This is a genomic window from Pseudomonas sp. HLT2-19-2 (genome assembly GCF_054898005.1).
Genome location: NZ_CM142712.1, coordinates 5,215,001 through 5,237,762, shown reverse-complemented (window position 1 = coordinate 5,237,762; position 22,762 = coordinate 5,215,001). Strand labels below are relative to the sequence as shown.

Sequence of the window (22,762 nt, the reverse complement as noted above, 5' to 3'; positions counted from 1 at the left end):
GCGTGCCCGAAAACGTGCGGGGATGGTAACGGATGGGCGCGCCACTGCAAGTGTGATCACTGTAATTGCGCTTCGGGCAGGTTGAGCGTGCGCGGAATCAATAATGCATCCCAGTGGGCAATACCCCAGTTCAGCACTTCCCGTGGTGTGGCGTAAGCCAGCTCGGCACTGGGGTTCTGCCCCAATGCACGCAATGCACGCAGCAACAAGGGGGTCGCCTGATCTTCGGTCAACGGCGGCGAACGGTAGGACTTGCCGAGTTTGTTGCCATCGGGCTGGGTAATCAGCGGGATATGCAGGTAGCGCGGTTGCGGCAGGCCGAGCAGTTCCTGCAAGTAGAGCTGGCGCGGCGTGGAGTCGAGCAGGTCTGCGCCACGAACAATGTCGGTGATACCTTGCCAGGCATCGTCCAGCACCACGGCCAGCTGATAGGCGTAGAGCCCGTCGCGGCGGCGGATCACGAAATCGCCGACGTCCCGGCCCAGGTGTTGGCGGTATTCTCCTTGCACCCGGTCGATGAAGTGGTATTCCAGCTCGGGGACGCGCAGGCGAATCGCGGCATCTTCAATGCCGTGGCCGGCATTGCGGCACAGTCCCGGATAAATCCCGTGATAGGGCGCAAGTGTTTTGCGCGAACAGGTGCACGCGTAGGCCAGACCGTGATTGAACAGGCGATTGAGGACTTCGGCGTAGGCAGCGTGCCGGTCGCTCTGTCGGACCATTTCGCCATCCCACTCGAAACCGTAGCTTTCCAGGGCTTTAAGGATCGCTGCTTGAGCGCCGGGTTCTTCCCGTGGTGGATCGAGGTCTTCCATGCGCATCAGCCAGCGGCCCCCCACCGAGCGCGCGTCGAGGTACGAGGCCAGCGCTGCGACCAGCGAGCCGAAATGCAGATGTCCACTGGGCGTGGGGGCGAAGCGCCCGATGTAGGAGGGGGGAGCGATGGCGGTCATGGCGGCTATTTAAAGTCAAAAGCTTAAAGTCAAAAAACATCAGAAACAAAAACGGAGCGTTCGCACGCTCCGTTTTTCGTTCAAGTCGACATTACTTACCGACTTGCTTTTCCTTGATTTCCGCCAGGGTCTTGCAGTCAACGCACATGTCGGCGGTAGGGCGGGCTTCCAGTCGCTTGACGCCAATTTCGACGCCGCAGGACTCGCACCAGCCATATTCTTCGTCTTCGATCAGTTGCAGCGTCTTGTCGATCTTCTTGATCAACTTGCGCTCGCGATCGCGGGCACGCAGCTCGAGGCTGAATTCTTCTTCCTGGCTGGCACGGTCTGCCGGGTCCGGGAAGTTGGCCGCTTCGTCTTTCATGTGATCAACCGTACGGTCGACTTCCTGCATCAAGTCCTGTTTCCACTTATTCAGGATCTTGGTGAAGTGAGCGCGCATGGGTTTGCCCATGTACTCCTCGCCCTTTACAGCCTGGTAGGGTTCGAAGCCGCTGATCGACTGGTTTTGCTGCTTTGCTTGGGTGGGCATGAAATGGACCGCCTCTACTCTTGTAATCCATTGCGCAGGATTGCTCCATCACCGACACCTGCCGGCCCTGCGGCTGCAAGCGGGCGAACTTACCAGATCAAATCGGACCGCGCTACTCCCGGATGTCGAGGTAGTGGCCCACTGTGCTTGCAAATGATTGCAAAGCCTTGTCTGGTGGTGCTGAAGACCTGATCAAATATTGATTTTAGTCAAACCTGGGGCACACGCTCGAGTCGTTTGTGGCCAGGGTTATAACGCGTCTGACCGCTTTAGGTTCTCGCTCGTTCCTGCGCTTGGGTAGAATCAATTTTTTCCCCCGTTGAAGGAAGGCTAATGGCTCAGCCCTACAGTGCCCGCAGTCGCGCGATCGAACCTTTCCATGTCATGGCGCTGCTGGCGCGGGCCAATGAACTGCAAGCGGCTGGCCACGACGTGATCCACCTGGAAATCGGCGAGCCGGACTTCACCACCGCCGAGCCGATCATTCAGGCCGGCCAGGCCGCATTGACGGCGGGGAAGACCCGTTACACTGCCGCGCGGGGTATCCCTGAGTTGCGTCAGGCCATTTCGGGCTTTTATCAGCAGCGTTATGGTTTGAACATCGATCCGCAGCGAATCCTTATCACCCCTGGCGGTTCTGGCGCGTTGCTGCTGGCCAGCGCCTTGCTGGTGGATCCGGGCAAACACTGGCTGCTGGCGGACCCTGGCTATCCCTGCAACCGGCATTTCCTGCGATTGGTGGAAGGCGCGGCACAGCTTGTCCCTGTAGGCCCGGACGTGCGTTATCAGTTGACGCCGGATCTGGTGGCACGCCATTGGGATCACGACAGCGTCGGTGCGTTGGTGGCATCGCCGGCGAACCCGACCGGGACGATCCTGACCCGCGATGAATTGGCAGGCCTGTCTGCCGCGATCAAGGCACGCCACGGTCATCTGGTGGTGGACGAGATCTATCACGGTCTGACTTATGGCACTGATGCGGCCAGCGTGCTGGAAGTCGATGACAGTGCCTTTGTGCTGAATAGTTTTTCAAAGTATTTCGGCATGACCGGCTGGCGCCTTGGCTGGCTGGTGGCGCCGGAAGCGGCGGTCGGTGAGCTGGAAAAACTCGCCCAGAACCTCTACATCAGCGCCCCGAGCATGGCCCAGCACGCCGCGTTGGCGTGCTTCGAACCCGCGACCATTGCCATACTCGAAGAGCGTCGCGCCGAATTTGGTCGTCGTCGTGATTTCCTCCTGCCAGCTCTACGGGCGATGGGCTTCGGTATCGCCGTGGAACCCGAAGGGGCGTTCTATTTGTACGCCGATATCAGCAAGTTCGGCGGCGATGCCTTCGCGTTCTGTCGACATTTCCTCGAAACCGAACATGTGGCGATCACCCCCGGCCTGGACTTCGGGCGCTATCAAGCCGGGCATCACGTGCGGTTTGCCTACACCCAAAGTCTTCCGCGCCTACAGGAGGCGGTCGAGAGGATTGCTCGCGGCTTGAAGAGCTGGCAAGGCTGATGCGTTTCCATCCTCCCCTCGAAGAAGGCCGTTTGATTCGTCGCTACAAGCGTTTTCTCGCCGATATCGAAACCGTTAGCGGCGAGTTGCTGACCATTCACTGCCCGAACACCGGCTCGATGCTCAATTGCCAGGTGGAAGGCGGGCAGGTCTGGTTCAGCCGTTCCAACGACCCCAAGCGCAAGTTGCCTGGCACCTGGGAAATCGGCGAAACGCCGCAGGGACGCTTGTTTTGCGTGAACACCGGGCGGGCCAACGGTTTAATCGAAGAAGCGCTGCGAGCTGGCGTCATCACCGAACTGAACGGCTTTACCGAGCTGAAGCGCGAAGTAGCCTACGGGCAGGAAAGCAGCCGCATCGATTTTCGTCTCGATTACCCGACTGGGCCGGCTTATGTGGAAGTCAAAAGCGTCACTCTGGGCTTTGATGGTTCATCAGTGGCGGCGTTTCCCGATGCTGTGACCCAGCGTGGGGCCAAGCATTTGCGCGAATTGGCGCATTTGGCTCGAGACGGAATTCGTGCGGTGCAGTTGTATTGCGTCAATCTCAGCGGCATCGACGCGGTGCGTCCTGCAGAAGAAATCGATTCGGCCTATGCCGCAGCCTTGCGTGAGGCGGTGTCGTGTGGGGTCGAGGTGCTGGCCTATGGCGTGCACTTGACCCACGAAGAGATGGTGGTCGATCGGCGTCTGGAGGTGTTGCTGAACGGCTAAAGACTGACCCAGATCCCTTGTTCGTCTTCGCGGCAAGCGACGGTGGTCAGGGACTGCCCGGCGCAAGGGCCGGCGACGCATTCTCCGTCTTCGATCAGAAACAGTGCGCCGTGGGTCGCGCACTGGATCAGGCTGTTGCTGGGGTCGAGAAACTGGTCGGGTTTCCATTCCAGTCCGACGCCACGGTGTGGGCAGCGATTGATGTAGACGTACGCCTGACCGCCACGGCGCACGGCAAAGAGTTTCTGGCCGTCGATGTCGAAACCGCGACTGCTGGCATCGGCCAGTTCAACGCCTGTACAAAGAAACTTCATGTCTATCCTCAAGTCCGGCGGCTCGTGACTGGATATGTCCGAGCTTGACGTTCAAATGCAAACAATTATCAAATGGCCGCCTTGCCTGTCGGGTTCAGGTGCCAGAGGCCGAGGATACTTGGCCTGTCATCTCGATGCCCGGGAAAACCCTTAAAGGAAGCTGTTTATGCGCCTGAGTACCCGCGTTGCTGCGCTCTGTGTCGGACTCCTCGTCGGTCACCATGTTGTAGCGGCCGAGTTGCCACAACGCTGGGTCAGTGCCGGTGGTGCTTTGTCGGAGTGGATCAGCGCATTGGGCGGTGAATCGAAACTGGTCGGTGTCGATACCACCAGTCAGCACCCGGAATCGCTCAAGGCATTGCCGAGCATTGGGTATCAGCGGCAGTTGTCGGCGGAAGGCATCTTGAGCTTACGCCCGCAGATTCTGGTCGGCACCGAGGAAATGGGGCCGCCACCGGTGCTTTCGCAGATTCGCAGTGCGGGTGTGCAGATCGAACTGTTCTCGGCGCAGCCGGATCTGCCGACCTTGCAGGGCAATTTGCAGCACCTGGGCACGTTGCTCGGCGCTGAAGATCAGGCCTCACAGTTGTTTCAGACGTATCAACAGCAACTTGATCAGCAACAGGTCCGGGTCACGCGGGCACAGTTGAAGCAGAAGTCGCCGGGTGTGCTGTTGTTGCTTGGCAACGCGGGTGGCAAACCGCTCATCGCCGGCAAGGACACCGCCGCGGATTGGTTGCTGCAACAGGCCGGTGGGCACAATCTGGCCACGCATACCGGCTACAAACCTTTTTCTGTCGAATCCCTGGTCAGTCTGGATCCCGAGATGCTGGTGTTTGCCGACCGTGCACTGACCGGCGATGCGGCACTGTTCAAGGAGAACCCGATGCTGTCCTCGACCCGCGCAGCCAAGGACGGGCGAGTCATGGAGCTTGATCCGACGTTGTTGGTCGGGGGCTTGGGGCCGCGGCTACCCGATGCGCTGAAAAAACTGTCTGACGCTTTTTACCCCGGTACTGCCGGCCAATGACCATTCTGGTTAAACCCCGCGCTTTATTCATTGGTCTGATCCTGCTGTGTGTGTTGGCCATCTGGCTGTCGTTGGCGCTTGGGCCAGTGAGCTTGCCGTTACTCGACACCATGCGTGCAGCCCTGCGGCTGGTGGGTGTACCGATCGCGCCCGACGGACTGGAACAGGCTGAGCTGATCCTCGGGCAGATTCGCTTGCCGCGAACCTTGTTGGGCTTGGCCGTGGGGGGTGTGTTGGCACTGTCCGGCGTGGCGATGCAGGGGCTGTTTCGTAATCCTCTGGCCGATCCGGGGCTGGTCGGCGTCTCCAGCGGTGCGGCATTGGGCGCGGCCATTGCGATCGTCGGTGGTTCTGTGTTCGGCGGTCTGCCTGAAGCCTTCGGGCCTTACCTGTTATCGCTGTGCGCGTTTCTCGGCGGGCTCGGCGTGACGGCGCTGGTCTATCGACTGGGCCGGCGCAACGGGCAGACCAACGTCGCGACCATGTTGCTGGCCGGTATTGCGTTGACTGCGCTGGCCGGCTCCGCCGTGGGGCTGTTCACCTATCTGGCGGATGACGCGACGTTGCGCACCCTGACGTTCTGGAACCTGGGCAGCCTCAATGGCGCCAGCTATTCGCGGCTCTGGCCGTTGCTGCTGATCAGTGCCGGCGTGGCGTTGTGGCTGCCGCGCCGGGCCAAAGCCTTGAATGCGTTGTTGCTGGGTGAGTCGGAGGCCGGTCACTTGGGCATCGACGTCGAAAGGCTCAAGCGTGAACTGGTGTTCTGTACGGCGCTGGGTGTGGGTGCAGCGGTGGCAGCCGCGGGGATGATCGGGTTTGTGGGGCTGGTGGTGCCGCATCTGGTGCGACTATTGGCCGGTCCCGATCATCGGGTGTTGTTGCCAGCGTCAGTCTTGGCGGGTGCCAGTCTGCTGTTGTTTGCCGATCTGGTGGCGCGACTGGCCCTGGCACCGGCCGAATTGCCGATCGGGATCGTCACGGCTTTTATCGGTGCGCCGTTCTTTCTGTATTTGTTGCTCAGAGGACGTGCCTGATGTTGCGAACGCAAAATCTGCAAATCCGTCGGGGTCGAAAGATTGTCCTGACGGACATCACGCTTGAGCTCAAACCGGGCGAAGTCCTCGGTGTGCTGGGACCTAACGGTGCCGGTAAAAGCACCTTGCTTGGCGCCTTGTGCGGTGAATTGAAGGCTGATCACGGCAGCGTCTGGCTGGACGAGCGCGAGTTGAGCGATTGGACCGGGACGGCGCGAGCGCAGCGTTTGGCGGTATTGCCGCAGGTGTCGACCCTGGATTTCGCCTTTCGTGTCGAAGAAGTGGTCGGCATGGGCCGCTTGCCCCATCAAAGCGGCCGGGTCCGCGATGACGAGATCGTCGCCGCCGCATTGCAGGCTGCCGATGCCGGGCATTTGAGTGGCCGTAGCTATCTGGCCTTGTCCGGTGGCGAACGACAGCGGGTGCATCTGGCTCGGGTTCTGGCGCAGCTCTGGCCGGGCGAAGCAGGGCAAACGTTGTTACTCGATGAGCCCACATCGATGCTCGATCCGCTTCATCAGCACACCACTTTGCAAGCCGTACGCGAGTTCGCCAATCGCGGCGCGGCGGTGCTGGTGATCCTGCATGATCTGAACCTGGCGGCGCGCTATTGTGATCGCCTGTTACTGCTCGAAAGTGGACGCCCGGTGGCGCTCGATGTCCCGGAGCAGGTGTTGCGCCCGGAACCACTCAAGGCCGTGTTCGGGATGGAAGTGCTGGTGCAGCAGCACCCGGAGCGTGGGCATCCGCTGATCATCGCCCGCTGAGCGTTTTATGGGGGTGAACACATGCGTGGATTTTTGATGCTGGCTTTGCTGATGCTGAGTGCCTGCCAGCATGTTTCGACTCCGCCGCCGGTTGTCGGCGAGATTCGGGATTTGCGCAGCGGCCAGGCCTTGACGGCTCAGGAGCTGGTTGCGCGGTTGAAGAAGCCATCACGGCTGATCGTGGGTGAGCAGCATGACAATCGCGATCACCATCAACTGCAATTGTGGTTATTGCAGTCGCTGGGTGAGCGGCGAGCTCAAGGCAGTCTGTTGCTGGAAATGCTCACGCCGGATCAACAGCTGCGCGTCGACGACGTTCGCCACGCCTCGCCGCCACCGGCGGATCTGCCCGGTGCATTGGCCTGGCAGCCTGGCTGGGACTGGAGTGTGTACGGGCCGGTCGTTCGTTTCGCGCTGGCCCAGTCATACCCGCTGCTGGCAGCCAATCTGGACACGCTTGAAGTCCGTACCTTTTATGCCAATCCCCCGACATTGAGCGGAACGCGCTCCAACGCTGCTTCAGTCAAGGGCGAGTTGCTGGAGCAAATCAGCGACTCCCACTGTGGCCTGCTGCCTGAATCGCAAATGCCGGCGATGCTGGCGGTCCAACAGCAACGTGATCGACGGATGGCCGAGCGCCTACTGGCGGCGCCTACGCCTTCACTGTTGTTTGCCGGCGCTTACCATGCGCGCAAGGATGTCGGCGTGCCGATTCATGTGCTTGATCTGGGAGAACCCCAGGCGCCTGCAGTGTTGATCCTGGCGCAGCAGGGGCGCAAGGTCACCCCGGCCATGGCTGATTACGTCTGGTACACGCCTGCCACACCGCCCCAGGATTACTGCGCGCAAATGCGTAAGCAATTTGGCAAGTGATCGAACGACTTTTCTCCAGGCAAAAAAAGACCCGGCAAGAGCCGGGTCAAATAACCGTGATTAGCCTGATGAGGAGATATCTGAGAGTCCGAACCAAGGGCTGTTCAAATATCGACCAGTCTCGCGACCAGTTGTGGTAATCATAGCGATTCTCATTACCAAGTCAACCGCTGATTTCTCATTCATTTGAATTACGCTGTCCACTGGCGGGGAACGCCCGTAATCATTGGGTTTCAGCCTGTTCGGTTGAGTGAACTCAGCTGAGTGATCTGCTTGTTCAGCAGGTCGATGCGTCGGGCCATGCTCTCGATCAGGCTGTGGGCGATCTTCGGGTTGCTTTGAGTCAGACTGAGAAACTGGTCCTTGGGGATCAGCATGATGGTGCTGGGTTCGCTGGTGATCACGCTGGCATTACGCTTCTCGCCGGTGAACACCGCCATGGCGCCGAAAATCTCGTCCTTGGGTACATCGCCGACTTTATGCCCGTCAACAAAGGCTTCGGCGTGACCATCAATGATGACGAATACCTGATCCGCTTCATCGCCCTGACGGATCAACACTTCGCCACTGGCCACACGCTGAAAGCCATTGGTGCTTCGAAACTCGGGTTGTTTCAGGCGGGCGACGGCGTCGGACAGCAGGGCAGACTGACCGGCCATGTATTGAAGGAACAGCTCCGAACGCTCCGGGTCAGCATAGATATGCTGAAAAACCTCGGATCGCAGGTAAGGCGTCAATGCCAGTGGGCTGTCGCTGCGAAAGTGGCAGCGCGGCAGTTCCGAGCCCCGGCGCAAGCCGATCAGATCTCCCTCTTGTAAGTAAAACAGGGCCCGCTCGTCGATGCATCCATGCAGCAGGCCGTTATCCAGCACAAACAGTTGATCGCCGGGTAATAGGGCCGCCAGATCGTCGACGGCTGAAAACGCCAGGGGCGGTCCGCAAGGCATCAAACCTTCCAGCACCCGGACGGGAATATGTTGCAGTCGATTAATCAACGCGTCGGTGTAAGCCGGTTGTTCCCCAAGTAGGTACATGGTTGCTGCGCCCGTTCAGTTCTTGTGACGTGACGAGATAGCCTCAAGCTGTTTGTTCAAGGCATCCTTGCGCTCGGCGGGAATGTCGTTCCAGTGCACATCCATCAGGGCACCTTCGATGGCATACAACAACACCTTGGACGCCCGAAACCCGCGCGTGCGCACGGCCCGATAAGCATCCACCGCCCCCAGGCGACGCAAGTCCGAGGCGCTGTGGATGCCCACGGCATGCAGCCACTGCGCCGACGTCTTGCCAAGATTCTTCAGGTGCTGCAGTTCATCATTCATCAAGCCTCCTTGCGACGGCCGAGCGGAGCGTGGGCGAGCTTCTGAGGAGTGTAGCCATCAGTAGGAAAAGCGTGATTGTTTGGTCGGTTTCGACGCAAAAGCGTCTAAGCGGCGAAGTCCCCAAGCGGCGTGAACGTCCGCGAGCGCGGTAAGAAGAGAGGGCGGTGGAATCAGGTCTCCAGGCAAAATATGCCCAGCGTTCAGCGCAAAGCGGGGGCGCCGAACGTGGTAGTTAAAGGTCGCTTTTAGCGGGTGCGATAACGCAGGCGTGTACCGAAATTCATCGACATCAGGATCTCGTCAGCACTCAGCTCTGGCGGGAAGTAGGCGCCGGAGATCTGTGCGTGAGCAAGGCTCGCGCCTTCCAGGGAGGCGTTGCGAAAGTCGATGCCGCGCAAGTCGGCGGAGCGGAAATAGGCATCGGTAAAGTCGACACCGTCGGCGTTGAGCTCACGCAGGTCCAAACCCCGGAAATCGCCACCGACCATGTCGATAGGTCCGTCTTTGGGGCGCTCGTTGTTGAAACCTGTGATGTCGTCTTTGTGCAACAAAGCAAAAAGCGGGGTGTCGAGTAGTTTCGGCTGGCTCATGTCACATCACCTGATGGTTTTATGACGCCAGTATAGTGCCACTATTTGGCAGCCGTGAAGCCGGCAAAGGCTTCACGGCTGAAATAGTTTCTTACAGGCCCGGCAGGCGCTGGCGAATCTGTGCAACGACTGTGTCGAGGGTTCCGCTTTCATTGGTCTGAACGCGTTTGCTGCAGAGAATCTCTGCTGGCGTCAGGGCCTCTCGAGTGGCTTGCTGGGCTTCGATAACGGTCAGGTTGGCGTCGGACGGGTCCTTTTTGTCTGCCTGGCGCAGGGCCAGCCAGCTCTCGATAACCGCTTGCGGCGCATTGCAATCGAGGATCAGGAATGGCGCGCCGGTGGCTTCGGCGATTTTCGCTGCGCCGTCACGCTGGTCGCGCTTGAGGTAAGTCGCATCGATCACCACCGGGAAACCAGCATGCAGGATCACCGCGGCAATTTCATGCAGACGGGTGTAAGTGGCGGCGCTGGCGTCGGCACTATAGATGCCGGCCAGGGGGTCATTGGGTAAGGTTTGCTCGCCGAACAGACGTTTGCGCTCTACATCGGAACGTAAGCGAATAGCGCCCAACGCTTCCACCAGACGCATGGCCACGTGGCTTTTACCGACGGCAGAAACACCGTGGGTGATGGCCATGAAACGCGAAGGAATGGTGCTGTAGCTTTCCGCCAGGTTGGCGTAATTACGGTATTGGCGCAGGGTGGTGGCTCGCTGCACCGGGTCGGCCTCGGCCGGCATACTGAACAGGCTGACCTTGGCGCGAACCAGTGCGCGGTAGGCTTTATAGAAGTTCAGCAACTCAAGGCCCTGGTAATCACCGGTCAGTTCCAGGTACTGGCTAATGAAGCGACGCGCCAGACTCTTCAGTCCACGGTCTTCCAGGTCCATCGCCAGGAAACCGGTGTCGGCGTAAACGTCGGTGAAGCGGAACGGTTCGTTGAACTCGATGCAGTCGAAGATCACGACCTTACCGTCGATCACGGTGGTGTTGCCCAAGTGGATGTCACCGTGGCATTCGCGGATAAAACCTTCGGCCTTGCGCTGGGCGAACAGTGGCTTGAGGCGTTCGAAGCTGCTTTCGGCCCAGGCTTGCAGGGCGTCGAGTTGCAGCAGATCAGCTTTGTCGCTGAGGAACGGACGGATCTGTTCGAAGTTCTGGCGTACCGGCGCCATCACGCTGTCCGGGGTGCCGGCTTCGTGTTCGGCAGGCACCTTCGGTGCGGTGAGGTGGAACTGGGCGATCTGCGCGGCCATCTCGTCGATGTGCGCAGTGGTCAATTCGCCGTTGGCTTGCAGCGTGCTGAGCAGCTGGCTCTGCGGGAATTGACGCATTTTCAGTGCGTAATCGACGGTCGGACCTTCACCGCCGAGTTGTGGCGCTTCGGCGCTGCCGGTGATTGGCAACACTTCGAGATACAAATCGTTGGTCAGGCGCTGGTTAAGACGCAGCTCTTCCCCGCAAAAATGCTTGCGAGCATCGAGACTGGTGAAATCCAGGAAGCCGAAATTCACTGGCTTCTTCAATTTATAAGCAAAGGGGCCGGTGAGGATTACCCAGGAGATATGGGTTTCGATGACCTGGAACCCGTCTACGGGATGCGGGTAGAGGGCCGGGTTTTGCAGGGCAGCGATCAGGGACTGGCTCACAAGCGATCCTTCAGAGTCTGGGGGAAATTCACGGCCGCCATTATGGCCGTAAGTCCGTCTGACGCAAACCTCGGAGGGCTCCTGTTGAGTATGAATAAAGTGCGTATAATCCGCCGCCATGACTCGTACTCGATCCTCCCGCACCCCAAAAAAACCACCTTCCAAGGGCTTGCGCCCCTGGCTGGGCTGGGCCCTTAAACTCAGTCTGGTCGGCCTTGTGGTGCTCGCCGGGTTCGCGGTTTACCTCGACGCCATCGTCCAGGAGAAGTTCTCCGGCAAGCGCTGGACCATCCCGGCGAAGGTGTATGCGCGCCCGCTCGAGCTGTTCGTCGGACAAAAGCTCAGTAAGGACGACTTTCTAACCGAGCTCGATGCCTTGGGCTATCGACGCGAAAGCGCGGCCAACGGCCCCGGCGCCGCCTCGGTCAACGGCAATACCGTCGATCTGAATACCCGTGGCTTTCAGTTCTATGAAGGCATGGAGCAAGCGCAGCCGGTACGGGTGCGTTTCTCTGGCGACTACGTGGCTGAACTTTCGGCGACCAACGGTTCGAAGCTTTCGGTCGTTCGCCTTGAGCCACTGCTGATCGGTGGCCTGTACCCGAAAAACCTTGAAGACCGGATCCTGATCAAGATCGATCAAGTGCCGCCGTACTTGCTCGAGACTCTGGTGGCTGTTGAAGACCGCGACTTCTATCACCACTTTGGCGTTTCACCGAAGTCGATCGCTCGGGCGATCTGGGTCAACGGTTCGTCCGGCCGGATGCGCCAGGGCGGTAGTACCCTGACTCAACAGTTGGTCAAAAACTTCTACCTGACCAATGAACGCAGCCTGAGCCGCAAACTCACCGAAGCGATGATGGCCCTGCTGCTTGAGCTGCATTACGACAAACCCGAAATCCTTGAGGCTTACCTCAATGAAGTGTTTGTCGGTCAGGACGGTCAGCGCGCGGTGCACGGTTTTGGTCTGGCCAGTCAGTTCTTCTTCAGCCAGCCGTTGGCCGAACTGAAGCTGCATCAAGTGGCGTTGCTGGTGGGCATGGTCAAAGGGCCGTCTTCCTACAACCCACGTCGTTATCCGGAACGTGCCCTTGAGCGGCGCAATCTGGTACTCGACGTGTTGCAGGAGCAAGGCGTCGCCACTGCCGAACAAGTCGAAGCCGCGAAGAAGATGCCGTTGGGCGTGACCAAACGCGGCAGCCTGGCGGACAGCTCGTTCCCGGGATTCCTCGACCTGGTTAAACGTCAGCTGCGCGAAGACTATCGCGACGAAGACTTGACCGAAGAAGGCCTGCGGATCTTTACCAGTTTCGACCCGATCCTGCAGATGAAAGCCGAAGCGTCGGTCAACGACACCTTCAAACGTCTGTCCGGGCGCAAGGGCTCCGATGAGGTTGAAGCGGCCATGGTCGTGACCAACCCGGAAACCGGTGAAGTCCAGGCCATGATTGGCAGTCGTCAGGCAGGTTTTGCCGGCTTCAACCGTGCGCTGGATGCTGTACGACCGATCGGCTCCTTGATCAAACCGGCGGTTTATCTGACAGCCCTGGAGAAACCGAGCCAGTACACCTTGACCAGTTGGCTGTCGGACGACTCCTTCTCTGTCAAAGGCGCGGACGGTCAAGTCTGGAAGCCGCAGAATTACGATCGCCGATCCCATGGCACCGTATTTCTGTATCAGGGCCTGGCGCATTCCTACAACCTGTCGACCGCGCGTCTCGGCTTGGCGGTGGGCGTACCGAATGTCTTGAAGACCCTGGCGCGTCTCGGTGTGAGTCGCGAATTCCCGGCGTTCCCGTCGATGTTGCTGGGCGCTGGCGGTCTGACCCCGATCGAAGTGGCGGCCATGTACCAGACATTGGCCAACGGTGGTTTCAATACGCCGATGCGCGGGATCCGTAGCGTATTGACCGCTGAAGGTGAACCGCTCAAGCGTTATCCGTTCCAGATTCAGCAGCGCTTCGATCCGGCCTCCATTTACTTGATCCAGAGCGCCATGCAGCGGGTCATGCGTGAAGGCACCGGCAGTTCGGTTTACAACGTGTTACCAAAAACCCTGACGCTGGCCGGCAAGACCGGCACCAGTAACGATTCGCGGGACAGCTGGTTCGCCGGTTTCAGTCAGGACCTGCTGGCAGTGGTCTGGCTGGGTCGCGATGACAACGGCAAGACACCGTTCACCGGTGCTACCGGTGCATTGCAAGTCTGGACCAGTTTCATGCGCAAGGCCGATCCGTTGCCGCTGGACATGCCGCAGCCAGATAACATTGTTCAGGCCTGGGTTGATTCGCGCACAGGACAAGGCTCTGATGCCAACTGCCCAGGTGCCGTGCAGATGCCGTATATTCGCGGCAGCGAACCGCCTCCCGGTGCCGCTTGCGGTGGCGAAAGCCCTGTTTCCGGCGAAACGGTGATGGATTGGGTCAAAGGCTGGATGAATTAAGCAAAGAGGGTTTCAAGTGAACAAGTGGTTGATTCCAGCGGTTACCGCCGTGGCTTTGCTCAGCGGTTGCTCATCCGTACAACGCGGTTCGATTCCAGTTGTGGATTCCGGCAGCGCTGTCTCCAACAGTGAGCGAGTGTCCGCGAATGGCGGTTTCCGTCAGACGACGACAAAACGTCCTGCGCAAGCCCAGACTCAGGCAATTCCACAAGGTGATACCGGCGTCGTCGTGATGGTGCCAGGTGGCGGCGCAGTGGCGTCCGCACCGATCAGCTCTTCGCCGATCACGCCAGGCCCAATTACCCCGGGGCCGATCAATACCGCGCCGGTCCAGTCGGCACCGGTCAATCAGGGCAGCTACAGCATGCCGTCGACGCCGAGCGGGATTCCTTCGGCGAACTCCGGTGGCTTGTCTGCCGACGAGCAATTGGACGGCCCGGTTCTGGCCTTGCTGACTACCGCTCAGCAGCAACAGGCGAGCGGTGATCTCAACGGTGCGTCCTCCAGTCTTGAGCGCGCCCAGCGTGTCGCACCGCGTGAGCCACAAGTGCTTTATCGTCTGGCTCAGGTGCGCATGGCTCAAGGCGATGCGCCACAAGCCGAACAGTTTGCTCGGCGTGGCCTGACCTTCGCCAATGGTCGTCCGGCGCTTCAGGCCAGCCTGTGGGAGTTGATCGCTCAGGCGCGTGAGAAACAGGGTGATTCCGCTGGCGCAGCATTGGCCCGTCAGAAGGCCAAGGTTTCGCTGTGATGGATGCACGCTTTCCGAAAATTGCCGAGCAGTTGCTGTTGATCGAGCGTGAGCTGCGGGTTCAGGGTTGGTGGGACGAAGTCTCGCCATCCGCTGAAGCGCTTTCCAGCGTCGAGCCATTCTCGGTCGACACGCTGGATTTCGAGCAGTGGCTGCAATGGATCTTCCTTCCGCGGATGAAGGTGATCCTCGAGCAGGATCTGCCCTTGCCAAACGCTTCGGGAATTCAGGAGATGGCCGAAATGGTCTTCGCCGCCCGTAATGTCCAGGGCAAGGATCGTCAGCTGCAGGTGCTGCTCAAAGAGTTTGATCTACTGATTACCGCCGCCCGTTGAGCCGGAAGCTGCCAGTGTCTACTGGCAGTTACCCGCAATCTGTTTCTGTGCTTCGGTGATGCGCTCCTGACGTTGCTGGTCGGTCAGGCGGCGCATCTCACCTTCGACATCTTCCCGTATTCGCGGATTGTTCTGCAGTTGAGCCAGGTTCGTTCGCGCCTGTTCGCAGAATACCTTCAGCTGGGCTTGCTGCTCGGTGACCTGCTTTTTCACTTTTTTGTCGATGGCCTGTTGATCGCCAATGGCACCGCTGCGTGGCGGTGGGGCCTGGTTGCTGGCAGGCGCGGAGGGCGTGACCACAGTGGTGGCTTCCCGGCCTTGGGGCGGCTGGGCGTCGAAGTGGGTAACGCCCTGGGCGTCGACCCATTTGTAGATCTGGCCTGCCATGCATAAAGGGCTGATCAGCAGTGTGACCATGAAGAAGATCGTTCGCATGCCTTTTCCTTGTCATGGGTTGCGCAATTGAAGCTAACACAGTCGCTGTTTAGCGGTTTTTTCTTGCTTTCTCATGTGCTTAGTTCAATAAAGCACATAGACGACTTGACTTGGAGAGGACGAAACAGAAGAATCCAAAGTCCGCTGTAGAGGGACTGCCAGAAGCAGGCCCGCTCAGCAGATCATGAGGCGCACATCCGCGCCGACCTGTTACACCCGCAACGCGTTACCTCGCGCTGGGTGGGAAAGGCCCGCAACACTTGGGACGATCCCAATACTTGCTCAGTCAGTGCTGACGTAGTCGGCGACCACCGTCGCTCATGCTCTGCTGAGAAGTAAACCTATTAAGACCCGTCCTTTTTTATGTGGGCGGTATTCTGGCGTTTTAGAGGTGAACAACGTGGAGCTTTTATCTGGCGGTGAGATGCTCGTCCGCTTTTTGCGTGACGAAGGCGTCAAATATATCTACGGGTACCCGGGTGGTGCTCTACTTCATGTTTACGATGCCCTGTTCAAAGAACCGGAAGTGACCCACATCCTGGTTCGTCACGAACAGGCTGCGACCCACATGGCTGACGGTTATGCCCGTGCCACCGGTAAAGCCGGTGTGGTACTGGTCACTTCCGGCCCGGGCGCAACCAATGCCATCACCGGTATTGCCACGGCCTACATGGACTCCATTCCGATGGTGATCATTTCCGGCCAGGTGCCTAGCAACATGGTAGGCACTGACGCGTTTCAGGAAACCGACATGATCGGTATCTCCCGGCCGATCGTGAAGCACAGCTTCATGATCAAGCACGCCTCGGAAATCCCGGAAGTCATGAAGAAAGCGTTCTACCTGGCGCAATCCGGTCGTCCTGGTCCGGTCGTGGTCGATATCCCGAAAGACATGACCAACCCGGCCGAGAAGTTCGAATACATCTTCCCGAAAAAAGCCAAGCTGCGTTCCTACAGCCCGGCCGTTCGCGGTCACTCCGGGCAAATCCGCAAGGCGGCAGAAATGCTTCTGGCGGCCAAGCGTCCTGTGATGTACGCAGGCGGCGGTGTGATCCTCGGTGGTGGCTCCGCGCCGCTGACCGAATTGGCGAAGATGCTCAACCTGCCAGTGACCAATACCCTGATGGGCCTGGGTGCCTACCCTGGCACCGACCGTCAGTTCATCGGCATGCTCGGCATGCACGGCAGCTACACCGCCAACCTGGCGATGCACCATGCTGACGTGATCCTCGCAGTCGGTGCGCGTTTCGATGACCGCGTGATCAACGGCCCGGCGAAGTTCTGCCCGAACGCCAAGATCATTCACATCGACATCGACCCGGCTTCGATCTCCAAGACCATCAAGGCCGACGTTCCTATTGTCGGCCCGGTGGAAAGTGTCCTGACCGAAATGGTCGCGATCCTCAAGGAAATTGGCGAGACCCCGAACAAGGAGTCCGTTGCCAGTTGGTGGAAGCAGGTTGATGAGTGGCGCGGTGATCGCGGCCTGTTCCCTTACGACAAGGGCGACGGCAGCGTCATCAAGCCGCAGACCGTGATCGAAACCCTGTGCGAAGTGACCAAGGGTGATGCCTTTGTCGCCTCCGACGTGGGTCAGCATCAAATGTTCGCGGCGCAGTACTACAAATTCAACAAGCCTAATCGCTGGATCAACTCCGGTGGCCTGGGCACCATGGGCTTCGGTTTCCCGGCAGCCATGGGCATCAAGTTGAGCTTTCCGGATGCCGACGTCGCCTGCGTCACGGGCGAGGGCAGCATCCAGATGAACATTCAGGAACTGTCGACCTGTCTGCAATACGGTTTGCCGGTAAAAATCGTGATCCTGAACAACGGCGTGCTGGGTATGGTTCGTCAGTGGCAAGACATGAGTTACGGCAGCCGTCACTCGCACTCCTACATGGAATCGTTGCCTGACTTCGTCAAACTGGCAGAGGCCTATGGCCACGTTGGCATGCGCATCACCGACTCGAAAGACTTGAAGTCGAAGATGGAAGAAGCGTTCGCCATGAAAGATCGTCTGGTGATCATCGATGTTTCGGTTGATACCAGCGAGCACGTCTACCCGATGCAGATCAAAGACGGCTCCATGCGCGATATGTGGCTGAGCAAGACGGAGCGTACTTAATCATGCGGCACATTATTTCCTTGCTTCTGGAAAACGAACCGGGCGCTCTGTCTCGTGTAGTCGGCCTGTTCTCGCAGCGCAACTACAACATCGAAAGCCTGACCGTGGCACCTACCGAGGACCCGACCCTGTCGCGTCTGACGTTGACCACGGTCGGTCATGATGAAGTGATTGAGCAGATCACCAAGAACCTTAACAAGCTGATCGAAGTGGTCAAACTGGTCGACCTGTCGGAGAGTGCTCACATCGAGCGTGAACTGATGCTGGTCAAGGTCAAGGCCACCGGTGCCCAGCGCGCCGAGATCAAGCGCACCACCGATATTTACCGTGGGCAGATCGTTGATGTCAGCGCTAGCGTGTATACCGTTCAATTGACCGGTACCAGCGACAAGCTCGACAGCTTCATTCAGTCCATCGGCACCGCCTCGATTCTGGAAACCGTCCGTAGCGGCGTAACCGGTATTGCCCGCGGCGACAAAGTACTCAGCATCTAAACCAAATTAGCGAATGGCCTGAACGGCCTGGATATATAGGGGAATTTCATGAAAGTTTATTACGAAAAAGACTGCGACCTGTCGATCATCCAGGGCAAGAAAGTTGCCATCATCGGTTACGGCTCCCAAGGCCACGCTCAAGCGTGCAACCTGAAAGACTCCGGCGTTGACGTTACTGTTGGCCTGCGTAAAGGCTCGGCGACTGTTGCCAAAGCCGAAGCTCACGGCCTGAAAGTGACTGACGTTGCTTCCGCTGTTGCGGCTGCCGACCTGGTCATGATCCTGACCCCGGACGAGTTCCAGTCCGCTCTGTACAAAAACGAAATCGAGCCGAACATCAAGAAAGGCGCCACCCTGGCCTTCTCCCACGGTTTCGCGATCCACTACAACCAGGTTGTGCCGCGCGCTGACCTCGACGTGATCATGATCGCGCCGAAAGCTCCGGGACACACCGTGCGTTCCGAATTCGTGAAGGGCGGCGGTATTCCTGATCTGATCGCTATCTATCAGGACGCCTCGGGCAACGCCAAGAACGTTGCACTGTCCTACGCCGCTGGCGTTGGTGGCGGTCGTACCGGCATCATCGAAACCACCTTCAAGGACGAGACCGAAACCGACTTGTTCGGCGAACAAGCCGTTCTGTGCGGCGGTACCGTTGAACTGGTCAAAGCTGGTTTTGAAACCCTGGTTGAAGCTGGCTACGCGCCAGAAATGGCCTACTTCGAGTGCCTGCACGAACTGAAGCTGATCGTTGACCTCATGTACGAAGGCGGTATCGCCAACATGAACTACTCGATCTCCAACAACGCTGAATACGGCGAGTACGTGACCGGCCCGGAAGTGATCAACGCCGAATCCCGTCAGGCCATGCGCAACGCCCTGAAACGTATTCAGGACGGCGAATACGCCAAGATGTTCATCAGCGAAGGCGCTACCGGCTATCCTTCGATGACCGCCAAGCGTCGTAACAACGCCGCTCACGGTATTGAAATCATCGGTGAGCAATTGCGCTCCATGATGCCGTGGATCGGTGCCAACAAGATCGTCGACAAAGCTAAAAACTAAGTCGCGCACTTGTACGGAAAACGCGGCTTAGGCCGCGTTTTTTCGTTTGGGTGACCGGTTCTGGTATAAAGCAGCATCGTTTGCGGCCGAACCGTCGTCCCAGACACCTGTCCAAACTTTCCACCCGTTGCAAGGTAATGTCCATGAGCGAACGTCCCGAAGAGCCAAACCAGGCTTCTGACGCCGAAAGTCTGCTGCCCATCGATGAACACATCGAGGAAGGGCATGACGCTGAAGGTCGTAAAGTCCGGCATCGTGGTATCTATCTTCTGCCGAATCTGTTCACCACTGCGAATCTGTTCGCAGGGTTTTATTCCATCATCAACTCGATGAGTGCCCAGAGCGCCCTGAGTGCCGGTGATTCGATTGGTGCGAGCAAGTATTTTGCTTTTGCAGCGATTGCGATTTTTGTTGCGATGGTGCTCGACGGCCTCGATGGTCGCGTTGCCCGTATGACCAATACCCAGAGCGCCTTCGGTGCCGAGTACGACTCGCTGTCGGACATGGTTGCCTTTGGTGTTGCGCCAGCATTGTTGGCGTTCGGTTGGGCATTGGGCGACATGGGTAAGGTCGGCTGGATGGTCGCCTTCATTTATGTCGCCGGCGCGGCGTTGCGCCTGGCGCGTTTCAATACCCAGGTCGGCACCGCGGACAAACGCTACTTCATCGGCCTGGCCAGTCCGGCTGCTGCTGGTGTGGTCGCAGGCATTGTCTGGGCATTCAGTGATTACGGCATCCAGGGTTCCAAGATGTCCTTCCTGGTTGCGCTGATGGTCGCAGCTGCCGGCATGCTGATGGTCAGCAACATCAAGTACAACAGCTTCAAAGAGCTGGATTTGAAAGGGCGCGTACCTTTCGTGGCGATTCTCGCCGTGGTGTTGGTGTTTGCCGTGGTTTTCAGTGATCCGCCGCGCATTCTGCTGCTGGTTTTCCTTGCCTATGCGGCTTCTGGTCCGGTGCAGTACCTGTTGCGTCTTCGTCGGCGCAAAAGCGCCGAGTGATGTAATTTCCCTCATACTCCGCAGTCTATTGGTACATCTGTCCTCCAATGCTGCGGAGTTGCCATGCTAATCAAAGTCTCCAAAGCGTCTGACTGCCATGAGTCGGACGTCACGCCTGAGTCCTTCTATCTATCTCGTCGTAATGTTCTTGGCGGCGTCGTTGCCGGTCTGGCCGTGAGCAGCCTGCCGCGTTGGGCCTCTGCTGGTGATGCTGCGCGTTATGCGGATGTTGAGCCTGGCAAGGCACCGTCCTGGTTTGCCGAAAAACTTCCTTCTACCAAGTGGGGCGCGGTCAACGTCAAGGATGAGGCGATCACGCCATTCAAGGACGCTACCCATTACAACAACTTCTATGAGTTCGGCACCGATAAAGGTGATCCCGCTGCCAACGCTGGCGCGCTGAAAACCGAGCCTTGGAGCGTGGTGGTGGACGGGGAGGTAGGCAAGCCGGGACGGTACGCACTGGAAGACTTCATGAAGCCTTATCAGTTGGAGGAGCGCATCTACCGTCTTCGCTGTGTAGAGGCTTGGTCGATGGTCATTCCATGGATCGGTTTTCCCATCTCGGCGTTACTCAAGGAAGTCGAGCCGACGTCCAAAGCCAAATTCATTCGCTTCGAAACCCTGGAGGATCCCAAGAGCATGCCCGGGCAGCGTTCCGGTTTTGCCTTGATTGACTGGCCTTATGTAGAAGGGCTGCGTCTGGATGAGGCGATGAATCCGTTGGCTATTCTTGCTGTGGGTATGTATGGGCGGGAGTTGCCTAATCAGAACGGCGCGCCTCTGCGTTTGGTGGTGCCTTGGAAATATGGTTTCAAGAGCGTCAAATCCATCGTGCGGATCAGTCTGGTGAGTGAGCAGCCGAAAACCACTTGGCAGAGCATTGCCTCGGATGAGTATGGTTTTTATGCGAACGTGAATCCTACGGTTGACCATCCTCGTTGGACTCAGGCGCGTGAGCGGCGGTTGCCGAGCGGGCTGTTCAAGCCCAATGTTCGGGACACGCAGATGTTCAATGGCTACTCGGATGAAGTCGCCTCTCTATACACAGGGCTCGATTTGCGGAAGAACTATTGATGCGATTTCCGTTTTGGCGAATTAGCGTCTTTATAGCGGCAGGGGTGTGGCCACTGCTTTGGCTGTACCAGGCCTGGGAGGATGTGCTTGGGCCTGACCCGGGCAAGGTGCTGGTTGACCGGCTGGGGCTGGGGACGCTTGTCCTGCTGCTCATTACTTTAAGCATTACACCTCTGCAGAAGCTTACCGGTTGGGCGGGGTGGATTGCTGTCCGGCGGCAACTGGGGTTGTGGTGCTTCGCTTATGTGGTTTTGCATTTGAGTGGGTATACGGCATTCATCCTTGGCTTTGATTGGTCGCAGTTGGGCGTCGAGTTACGTAAGCGGCCGTACATTATTGTCGGGACGCTGGGGTTTCTCTGTTTATTGGCATTGGCGGTGACCTCAAATCGTTACAGTCAGCGGCGCTTGGGTTCTCGCTGGAAGAAATTGCATCGGCTTTCCTACGTGGTTCTCGGGCTTGGTTTGCTGCACATGTTGTGGATTGTTCGCGCCGATCTGAAGGAGTGGGTGGTTTATGCCTCTATAGGTGCATTGCTATTAGTGTTGCGGTTACCGCCTGTAACCCGCCGAATCCCCCGTTTAATTGCTAAAAAGGCACCTTCTGCGAGAAAAGCGTAATTAGGTGTTGACGGCAGATTCTGGAAGTCTATAATTCGCCCCACTTCCGGCGCAGTCGAAACGGAAAACTCCTTGGTAAACAATGAGTTACGTAGTTTTCGACAGCGAGTTGCTTCAGGTCATCGAAGCGCGAAAGGGGGTTGAAAAAGAGGTGTTGACAGCAGCGAGTAACGCTGTAGAATTCGCCTCCCGCTGACGAGAGATCGAAAGCGCAAGTGGTTGAAGTTACAAAGGAAACTTTGAAAACTTCTGAAAATAACCGCTTGACAGCAACAGAGGCTGCTGTAGAATGCGCGCCTCGGTTGAGACGAAAGATCTTAACCAACCGCTCTTTAACAACTGAATCAAGCAATTCGTGTGGGTGCTTGTGGAGTCAGACTGATAGTCAACAAGATTATCAGCATCACAAGTTACTCCGCGAGAAATCAAAGATGTAACCAACGATTGCTGAGCCAAGTTTAGGGTTTCTTAAAAACCCAAAGATGTTTGAACTGAAGAGTTTGATCATGGCTCAGATTGAACGCTGGCGGCAGGCCTAACACATGCAAGTCGAGCGGCAGCACGGGTACTTGTACCTGGTGGCGAGCGGCGGACGGGTGAGTAATGCCTAGGAATCTGCCTGGTAGTGGGGGATAACGCTCGGAAACGGACGCTAATACCGCATACGTCCTACGGGAGAAAGCAGGGGACCTTCGGGCCTTGCGCTATCAGATGAGCCTAGGTCGGATTAGCTAGTTGGTGAGGTAATGGCTCACCAAGGCGACGATCCGTAACTGGTCTGAGAGGATGATCAGTCACACTGGAACTGAGACACGGTCCAGACTCCTACGGGAGGCAGCAGTGGGGAATATTGGACAATGGGCGAAAGCCTGATCCAGCCATGCCGCGTGTGTGAAGAAGGTCTTCGGATTGTAAAGCACTTTAAGTTGGGAGGAAGGGCATTTACCTAATACGTAAGTGTTTTGACGTTACCGACAGAATAAGCACCGGCTAACTCTGTGCCAGCAGCCGCGGTAATACAGAGGGTGCAAGCGTTAATCGGAATTACTGGGCGTAAAGCGCGCGTAGGTGGTTCGTTAAGTTGGATGTGAAATCCCCGGGCTCAACCTGGGAACTGCATTCAAAACTGTCGAG

23 protein-coding genes and 1 rRNA gene (1 of these 24 only partly in view) are annotated in these 22,762 nt (G+C 58.1%); 16 read left to right on the top strand and 8 right to left on the bottom strand.

The genetic code is table 11. The features are described from left to right. Nucleotides 1–56: 56 nt before the first annotated feature. The gene (gluQRS, locus tag ACYZTU_RS24565; RefSeq protein ID WP_461966193.1) at nucleotides 57–953 is read right to left on the bottom strand and encodes a tRNA glutamyl-Q(34) synthetase GluQRS; all 897 of its coding nucleotides are present in this window, start codon (nucleotides 951–953) and stop codon (nucleotides 57–59) included. Nucleotides 954–1,044: 91 nt separating this feature from the next. Beyond that, nucleotides 1,045–1,485 carry an RNA polymerase-binding protein DksA gene (gene dksA, locus ACYZTU_RS24560; RefSeq protein ID WP_045059401.1) on the bottom strand — a complete coding sequence of 147 codons (441 nt, stop codon included), beginning with the start codon at nucleotides 1,483–1,485 and terminating at the stop codon, nucleotides 1,045–1,047. A 333-nt stretch (nucleotides 1,486–1,818) separates the two neighbouring features. Between dksA and ACYZTU_RS24555 the strand changes: the two genes are divergently transcribed. Next, nucleotides 1,819–2,991 (top strand): pyridoxal phosphate-dependent aminotransferase, encoded by a 1,173-nt coding sequence (locus ACYZTU_RS24555; protein ID WP_461966191.1) that lies wholly within the window; start codon nucleotides 1,819–1,821, stop codon nucleotides 2,989–2,991. After that, nucleotides 2,991–3,704, top strand: coding sequence for a DNA/RNA nuclease SfsA (gene sfsA, locus ACYZTU_RS24550; protein WP_461966189.1), 714 nt, complete (start codon nucleotides 2,991–2,993; stop codon nucleotides 3,702–3,704). Before ACYZTU_RS24555 ends, sfsA begins: the two co-directional genes overlap by 1 nt. Here sfsA and ACYZTU_RS24545 read toward each other — a convergent pair. After that, nucleotides 3,701–4,018, bottom strand: a complete 318-nt coding sequence (locus ACYZTU_RS24545) for a Rieske (2Fe-2S) protein (protein ID WP_461966187.1) — start codon at nucleotides 4,016–4,018, stop codon at nucleotides 3,701–3,703. The two genes, sfsA and ACYZTU_RS24545, sit on opposite strands and share 4 nt — an antisense overlap. A gap of 166 nt (nucleotides 4,019–4,184) precedes the next feature. Between ACYZTU_RS24545 and ACYZTU_RS24540 the strand changes: the two genes are divergently transcribed. From ACYZTU_RS24540 to ACYZTU_RS24525, 4 genes are read left to right on the top strand one after another with little or no spacing between them, the layout of a single operon-like run. Then, nucleotides 4,185–5,048, top strand: coding sequence for a heme/hemin ABC transporter substrate-binding protein (locus ACYZTU_RS24540; protein WP_461966185.1), 864 nt, complete (start codon nucleotides 4,185–4,187; stop codon nucleotides 5,046–5,048). A gap of 50 nt (nucleotides 5,049–5,098) precedes the next feature. Further along, nucleotides 5,099–6,082 carry a FecCD family ABC transporter permease gene (locus ACYZTU_RS24535; protein ID WP_461971156.1) on the top strand — a complete coding sequence of 328 codons (984 nt, stop codon included), beginning with the start codon at nucleotides 5,099–5,101 and terminating at the stop codon, nucleotides 6,080–6,082. Next, a complete protein-coding gene (locus ACYZTU_RS24530; RefSeq protein WP_461966183.1) occupies nucleotides 6,082–6,849 on the top strand; it encodes a heme ABC transporter ATP-binding protein in 768 nt (255 codons plus the stop codon). The genes ACYZTU_RS24535 and ACYZTU_RS24530 overlap by 1 nt, the downstream gene beginning before the upstream one ends. Before the next feature lie 21 nt (nucleotides 6,850–6,870). Further along, entirely contained in the window at nucleotides 6,871–7,722 is an 852-nt protein-coding gene (locus ACYZTU_RS24525) for a ChaN family lipoprotein (protein ID WP_461966182.1), read from the top strand. Nucleotides 7,723–7,955: 233 nt separating this feature from the next. On the opposite strand, the gene ACYZTU_RS24520 is transcribed toward ACYZTU_RS24525, so the two are convergent. The 4 genes from ACYZTU_RS24520 to ACYZTU_RS24505 all read right to left on the bottom strand — a co-directional run bounded on the left by ACYZTU_RS24520 (nucleotide 7,956) and on the right by ACYZTU_RS24505 (nucleotide 11,282). Beyond that, nucleotides 7,956–8,756: a Crp/Fnr family transcriptional regulator gene (locus tag ACYZTU_RS24520; RefSeq protein WP_461966180.1), complete on the bottom strand. Its 801-nt coding sequence runs from the start codon at nucleotides 8,754–8,756 to the stop codon at nucleotides 7,956–7,958. Nucleotides 8,757–8,771: 15 nt separating this feature from the next. Next, nucleotides 8,772–9,044, bottom strand: a complete 273-nt coding sequence (locus ACYZTU_RS24515; RefSeq protein WP_003228231.1) for a TfoX/Sxy family protein — start codon at nucleotides 9,042–9,044, stop codon at nucleotides 8,772–8,774. Nucleotides 9,045–9,289: 245 nt separating this feature from the next. Continuing rightward, nucleotides 9,290–9,634 (bottom strand): pentapeptide repeat-containing protein, encoded by a 345-nt coding sequence (locus tag ACYZTU_RS24510; RefSeq protein ID WP_309675140.1) that lies wholly within the window; start codon nucleotides 9,632–9,634, stop codon nucleotides 9,290–9,292. 91 nt (nucleotides 9,635–9,725) lie between these two features. Then, nucleotides 9,726–11,282, bottom strand: a complete 1,557-nt coding sequence (locus ACYZTU_RS24505) for a bifunctional aminoglycoside phosphotransferase/ATP-binding protein (protein ID WP_461966178.1) — start codon at nucleotides 11,280–11,282, stop codon at nucleotides 9,726–9,728. A 118-nt stretch (nucleotides 11,283–11,400) separates the two neighbouring features. Between ACYZTU_RS24505 and mrcB the strand changes: the two genes are divergently transcribed. From mrcB to ACYZTU_RS24490, 3 genes are read left to right on the top strand one after another with little or no spacing between them, the layout of a single operon-like run. Then, complete coding sequence (mrcB, locus tag ACYZTU_RS24500) at nucleotides 11,401–13,725, top strand: penicillin-binding protein 1B (RefSeq protein WP_461966176.1); 2,325 nt, start codon at nucleotides 11,401–11,403, stop codon at nucleotides 13,723–13,725. Between the two features lie 16 nt (nucleotides 13,726–13,741). Continuing rightward, nucleotides 13,742–14,476 carry a tetratricopeptide repeat protein gene (locus ACYZTU_RS24495; RefSeq protein WP_461966174.1) on the top strand — a complete coding sequence of 245 codons (735 nt, stop codon included), beginning with the start codon at nucleotides 13,742–13,744 and terminating at the stop codon, nucleotides 14,474–14,476. After that, nucleotides 14,476–14,811 (top strand): YqcC family protein, encoded by a 336-nt coding sequence (locus ACYZTU_RS24490; RefSeq protein WP_449645865.1) that lies wholly within the window; start codon nucleotides 14,476–14,478, stop codon nucleotides 14,809–14,811. Before ACYZTU_RS24495 ends, ACYZTU_RS24490 begins: the two co-directional genes overlap by 1 nt. An 18-nt stretch (nucleotides 14,812–14,829) precedes the next feature. Here the strand turns inward: ACYZTU_RS24490 and ACYZTU_RS24485 are convergent, their stop codons facing one another. Next, a complete protein-coding gene (locus ACYZTU_RS24485; protein WP_461966172.1) occupies nucleotides 14,830–15,246 on the bottom strand; it encodes a DUF4124 domain-containing protein in 417 nt (138 codons plus the stop codon). A gap of 400 nt (nucleotides 15,247–15,646) precedes the next feature. Here ACYZTU_RS24485 and ACYZTU_RS24480 point away from each other — a divergent pair, with 400 nt between their 5' ends. The 7 genes from ACYZTU_RS24480 to ACYZTU_RS24450 all read left to right on the top strand — a co-directional run. Then, complete coding sequence (locus tag ACYZTU_RS24480) at nucleotides 15,647–17,371, top strand: acetolactate synthase 3 large subunit (protein WP_461966170.1); 1,725 nt, start codon at nucleotides 15,647–15,649, stop codon at nucleotides 17,369–17,371. 2 nt (nucleotides 17,372–17,373) lie between these two features. Further along, nucleotides 17,374–17,865: an acetolactate synthase small subunit gene (gene ilvN, locus ACYZTU_RS24475; protein WP_003176102.1), complete on the top strand. Its 492-nt coding sequence runs from the start codon at nucleotides 17,374–17,376 to the stop codon at nucleotides 17,863–17,865. Nucleotides 17,866–17,913: 48 nt separating this feature from the next. Beyond that, the gene (gene ilvC / locus ACYZTU_RS24470; protein WP_007948647.1) at nucleotides 17,914–18,930 is read left to right on the top strand and encodes a ketol-acid reductoisomerase; all 1,017 of its coding nucleotides are present in this window, start codon (nucleotides 17,914–17,916) and stop codon (nucleotides 18,928–18,930) included. Between the two features lie 143 nt (nucleotides 18,931–19,073). Then, the gene (gene pssA, locus ACYZTU_RS24465) at nucleotides 19,074–19,931 is read left to right on the top strand and encodes a CDP-diacylglycerol--serine O-phosphatidyltransferase (RefSeq protein ID WP_461966169.1); all 858 of its coding nucleotides are present in this window, start codon (nucleotides 19,074–19,076) and stop codon (nucleotides 19,929–19,931) included. A 63-nt stretch (nucleotides 19,932–19,994) separates the two neighbouring features. Next, a complete protein-coding gene (gene msrP / locus ACYZTU_RS24460; RefSeq protein ID WP_461966167.1) occupies nucleotides 19,995–21,008 on the top strand; it encodes a protein-methionine-sulfoxide reductase catalytic subunit MsrP in 1,014 nt (337 codons plus the stop codon). Continuing rightward, on the top strand, nucleotides 21,008–21,628 hold the full coding sequence (msrQ, locus tag ACYZTU_RS24455; protein WP_461966165.1) for a protein-methionine-sulfoxide reductase heme-binding subunit MsrQ: 621 nt from the start codon (nucleotides 21,008–21,010) through the stop codon (nucleotides 21,626–21,628). The genes msrP and msrQ overlap by 1 nt, the downstream gene beginning before the upstream one ends. Before the next feature lie 488 nt (nucleotides 21,629–22,116). Then, a 16S ribosomal RNA gene (locus ACYZTU_RS24450) occupies nucleotides 22,117–22,762 on the top strand (it continues 893 nt past the right edge of the window).

Bases quoted from the DNA above. Each gene is read 5' to 3' on its own strand.
- ilvN (WP_003176102.1), top strand. From the start codon at position 17,374: ATGCGGCACATTATTTCCTTGCTTCTGGAAAACGAACCGGGCGCTCTG.
- msrQ (WP_461966165.1), top strand. From the start codon at position 21,008: ATGCGATTTCCGTTTTGGCGAATTAGCGTCTTTATAGCGGCAGGGGTG.
- ACYZTU_RS24540 (WP_461966185.1), top strand. From the start codon at position 4,185: ATGCGCCTGAGTACCCGCGTTGCTGCGCTCTGTGTCGGACTCCTCGTC.
- sfsA (WP_461966189.1), top strand. From the start codon at position 2,991: ATGCGTTTCCATCCTCCCCTCGAAGAAGGCCGTTTGATTCGTCGCTAC.
- ACYZTU_RS24555 (WP_461966191.1), top strand. From the start codon at position 1,819: ATGGCTCAGCCCTACAGTGCCCGCAGTCGCGCGATCGAACCTTTCCAT.
- dksA (WP_045059401.1), bottom strand. From the start codon at position 1,485: ATGCCCACCCAAGCAAAGCAGCAAAACCAGTCGATCAGCGGCTTCGAA.
- mrcB (WP_461966176.1), top strand. From the start codon at position 11,401: ATGACTCGTACTCGATCCTCCCGCACCCCAAAAAAACCACCTTCCAAG.
- ACYZTU_RS24485 (WP_461966172.1), bottom strand. From the start codon at position 15,246: ATGCGAACGATCTTCTTCATGGTCACACTGCTGATCAGCCCTTTATGC.
- ACYZTU_RS24520 (WP_461966180.1), bottom strand. From the start codon at position 8,756: ATGTACCTACTTGGGGAACAACCGGCTTACACCGACGCGTTGATTAAT.
- ACYZTU_RS24515 (WP_003228231.1), bottom strand. From the start codon at position 9,044: ATGAATGATGAACTGCAGCACCTGAAGAATCTTGGCAAGACGTCGGCG.
- msrP (WP_461966167.1), top strand. From the start codon at position 19,995: ATGCTAATCAAAGTCTCCAAAGCGTCTGACTGCCATGAGTCGGACGTC.
- ilvC (WP_007948647.1), top strand. From the start codon at position 17,914: ATGAAAGTTTATTACGAAAAAGACTGCGACCTGTCGATCATCCAGGGC.
- ACYZTU_RS24525 (WP_461966182.1), top strand. From the start codon at position 6,871: ATGCGTGGATTTTTGATGCTGGCTTTGCTGATGCTGAGTGCCTGCCAG.
- ACYZTU_RS24490 (WP_449645865.1), top strand. From the start codon at position 14,476: ATGGATGCACGCTTTCCGAAAATTGCCGAGCAGTTGCTGTTGATCGAG.
- pssA (WP_461966169.1), top strand. From the start codon at position 19,074: ATGAGCGAACGTCCCGAAGAGCCAAACCAGGCTTCTGACGCCGAAAGT.
- ACYZTU_RS24510 (WP_309675140.1), bottom strand. From the start codon at position 9,634: ATGAGCCAGCCGAAACTACTCGACACCCCGCTTTTTGCTTTGTTGCAC.
- ACYZTU_RS24545 (WP_461966187.1), bottom strand. From the start codon at position 4,018: ATGAAGTTTCTTTGTACAGGCGTTGAACTGGCCGATGCCAGCAGTCGC.
- ACYZTU_RS24530 (WP_461966183.1), top strand. From the start codon at position 6,082: ATGTTGCGAACGCAAAATCTGCAAATCCGTCGGGGTCGAAAGATTGTC.
- gluQRS (WP_461966193.1), bottom strand. From the start codon at position 953: ATGACCGCCATCGCTCCCCCCTCCTACATCGGGCGCTTCGCCCCCACG.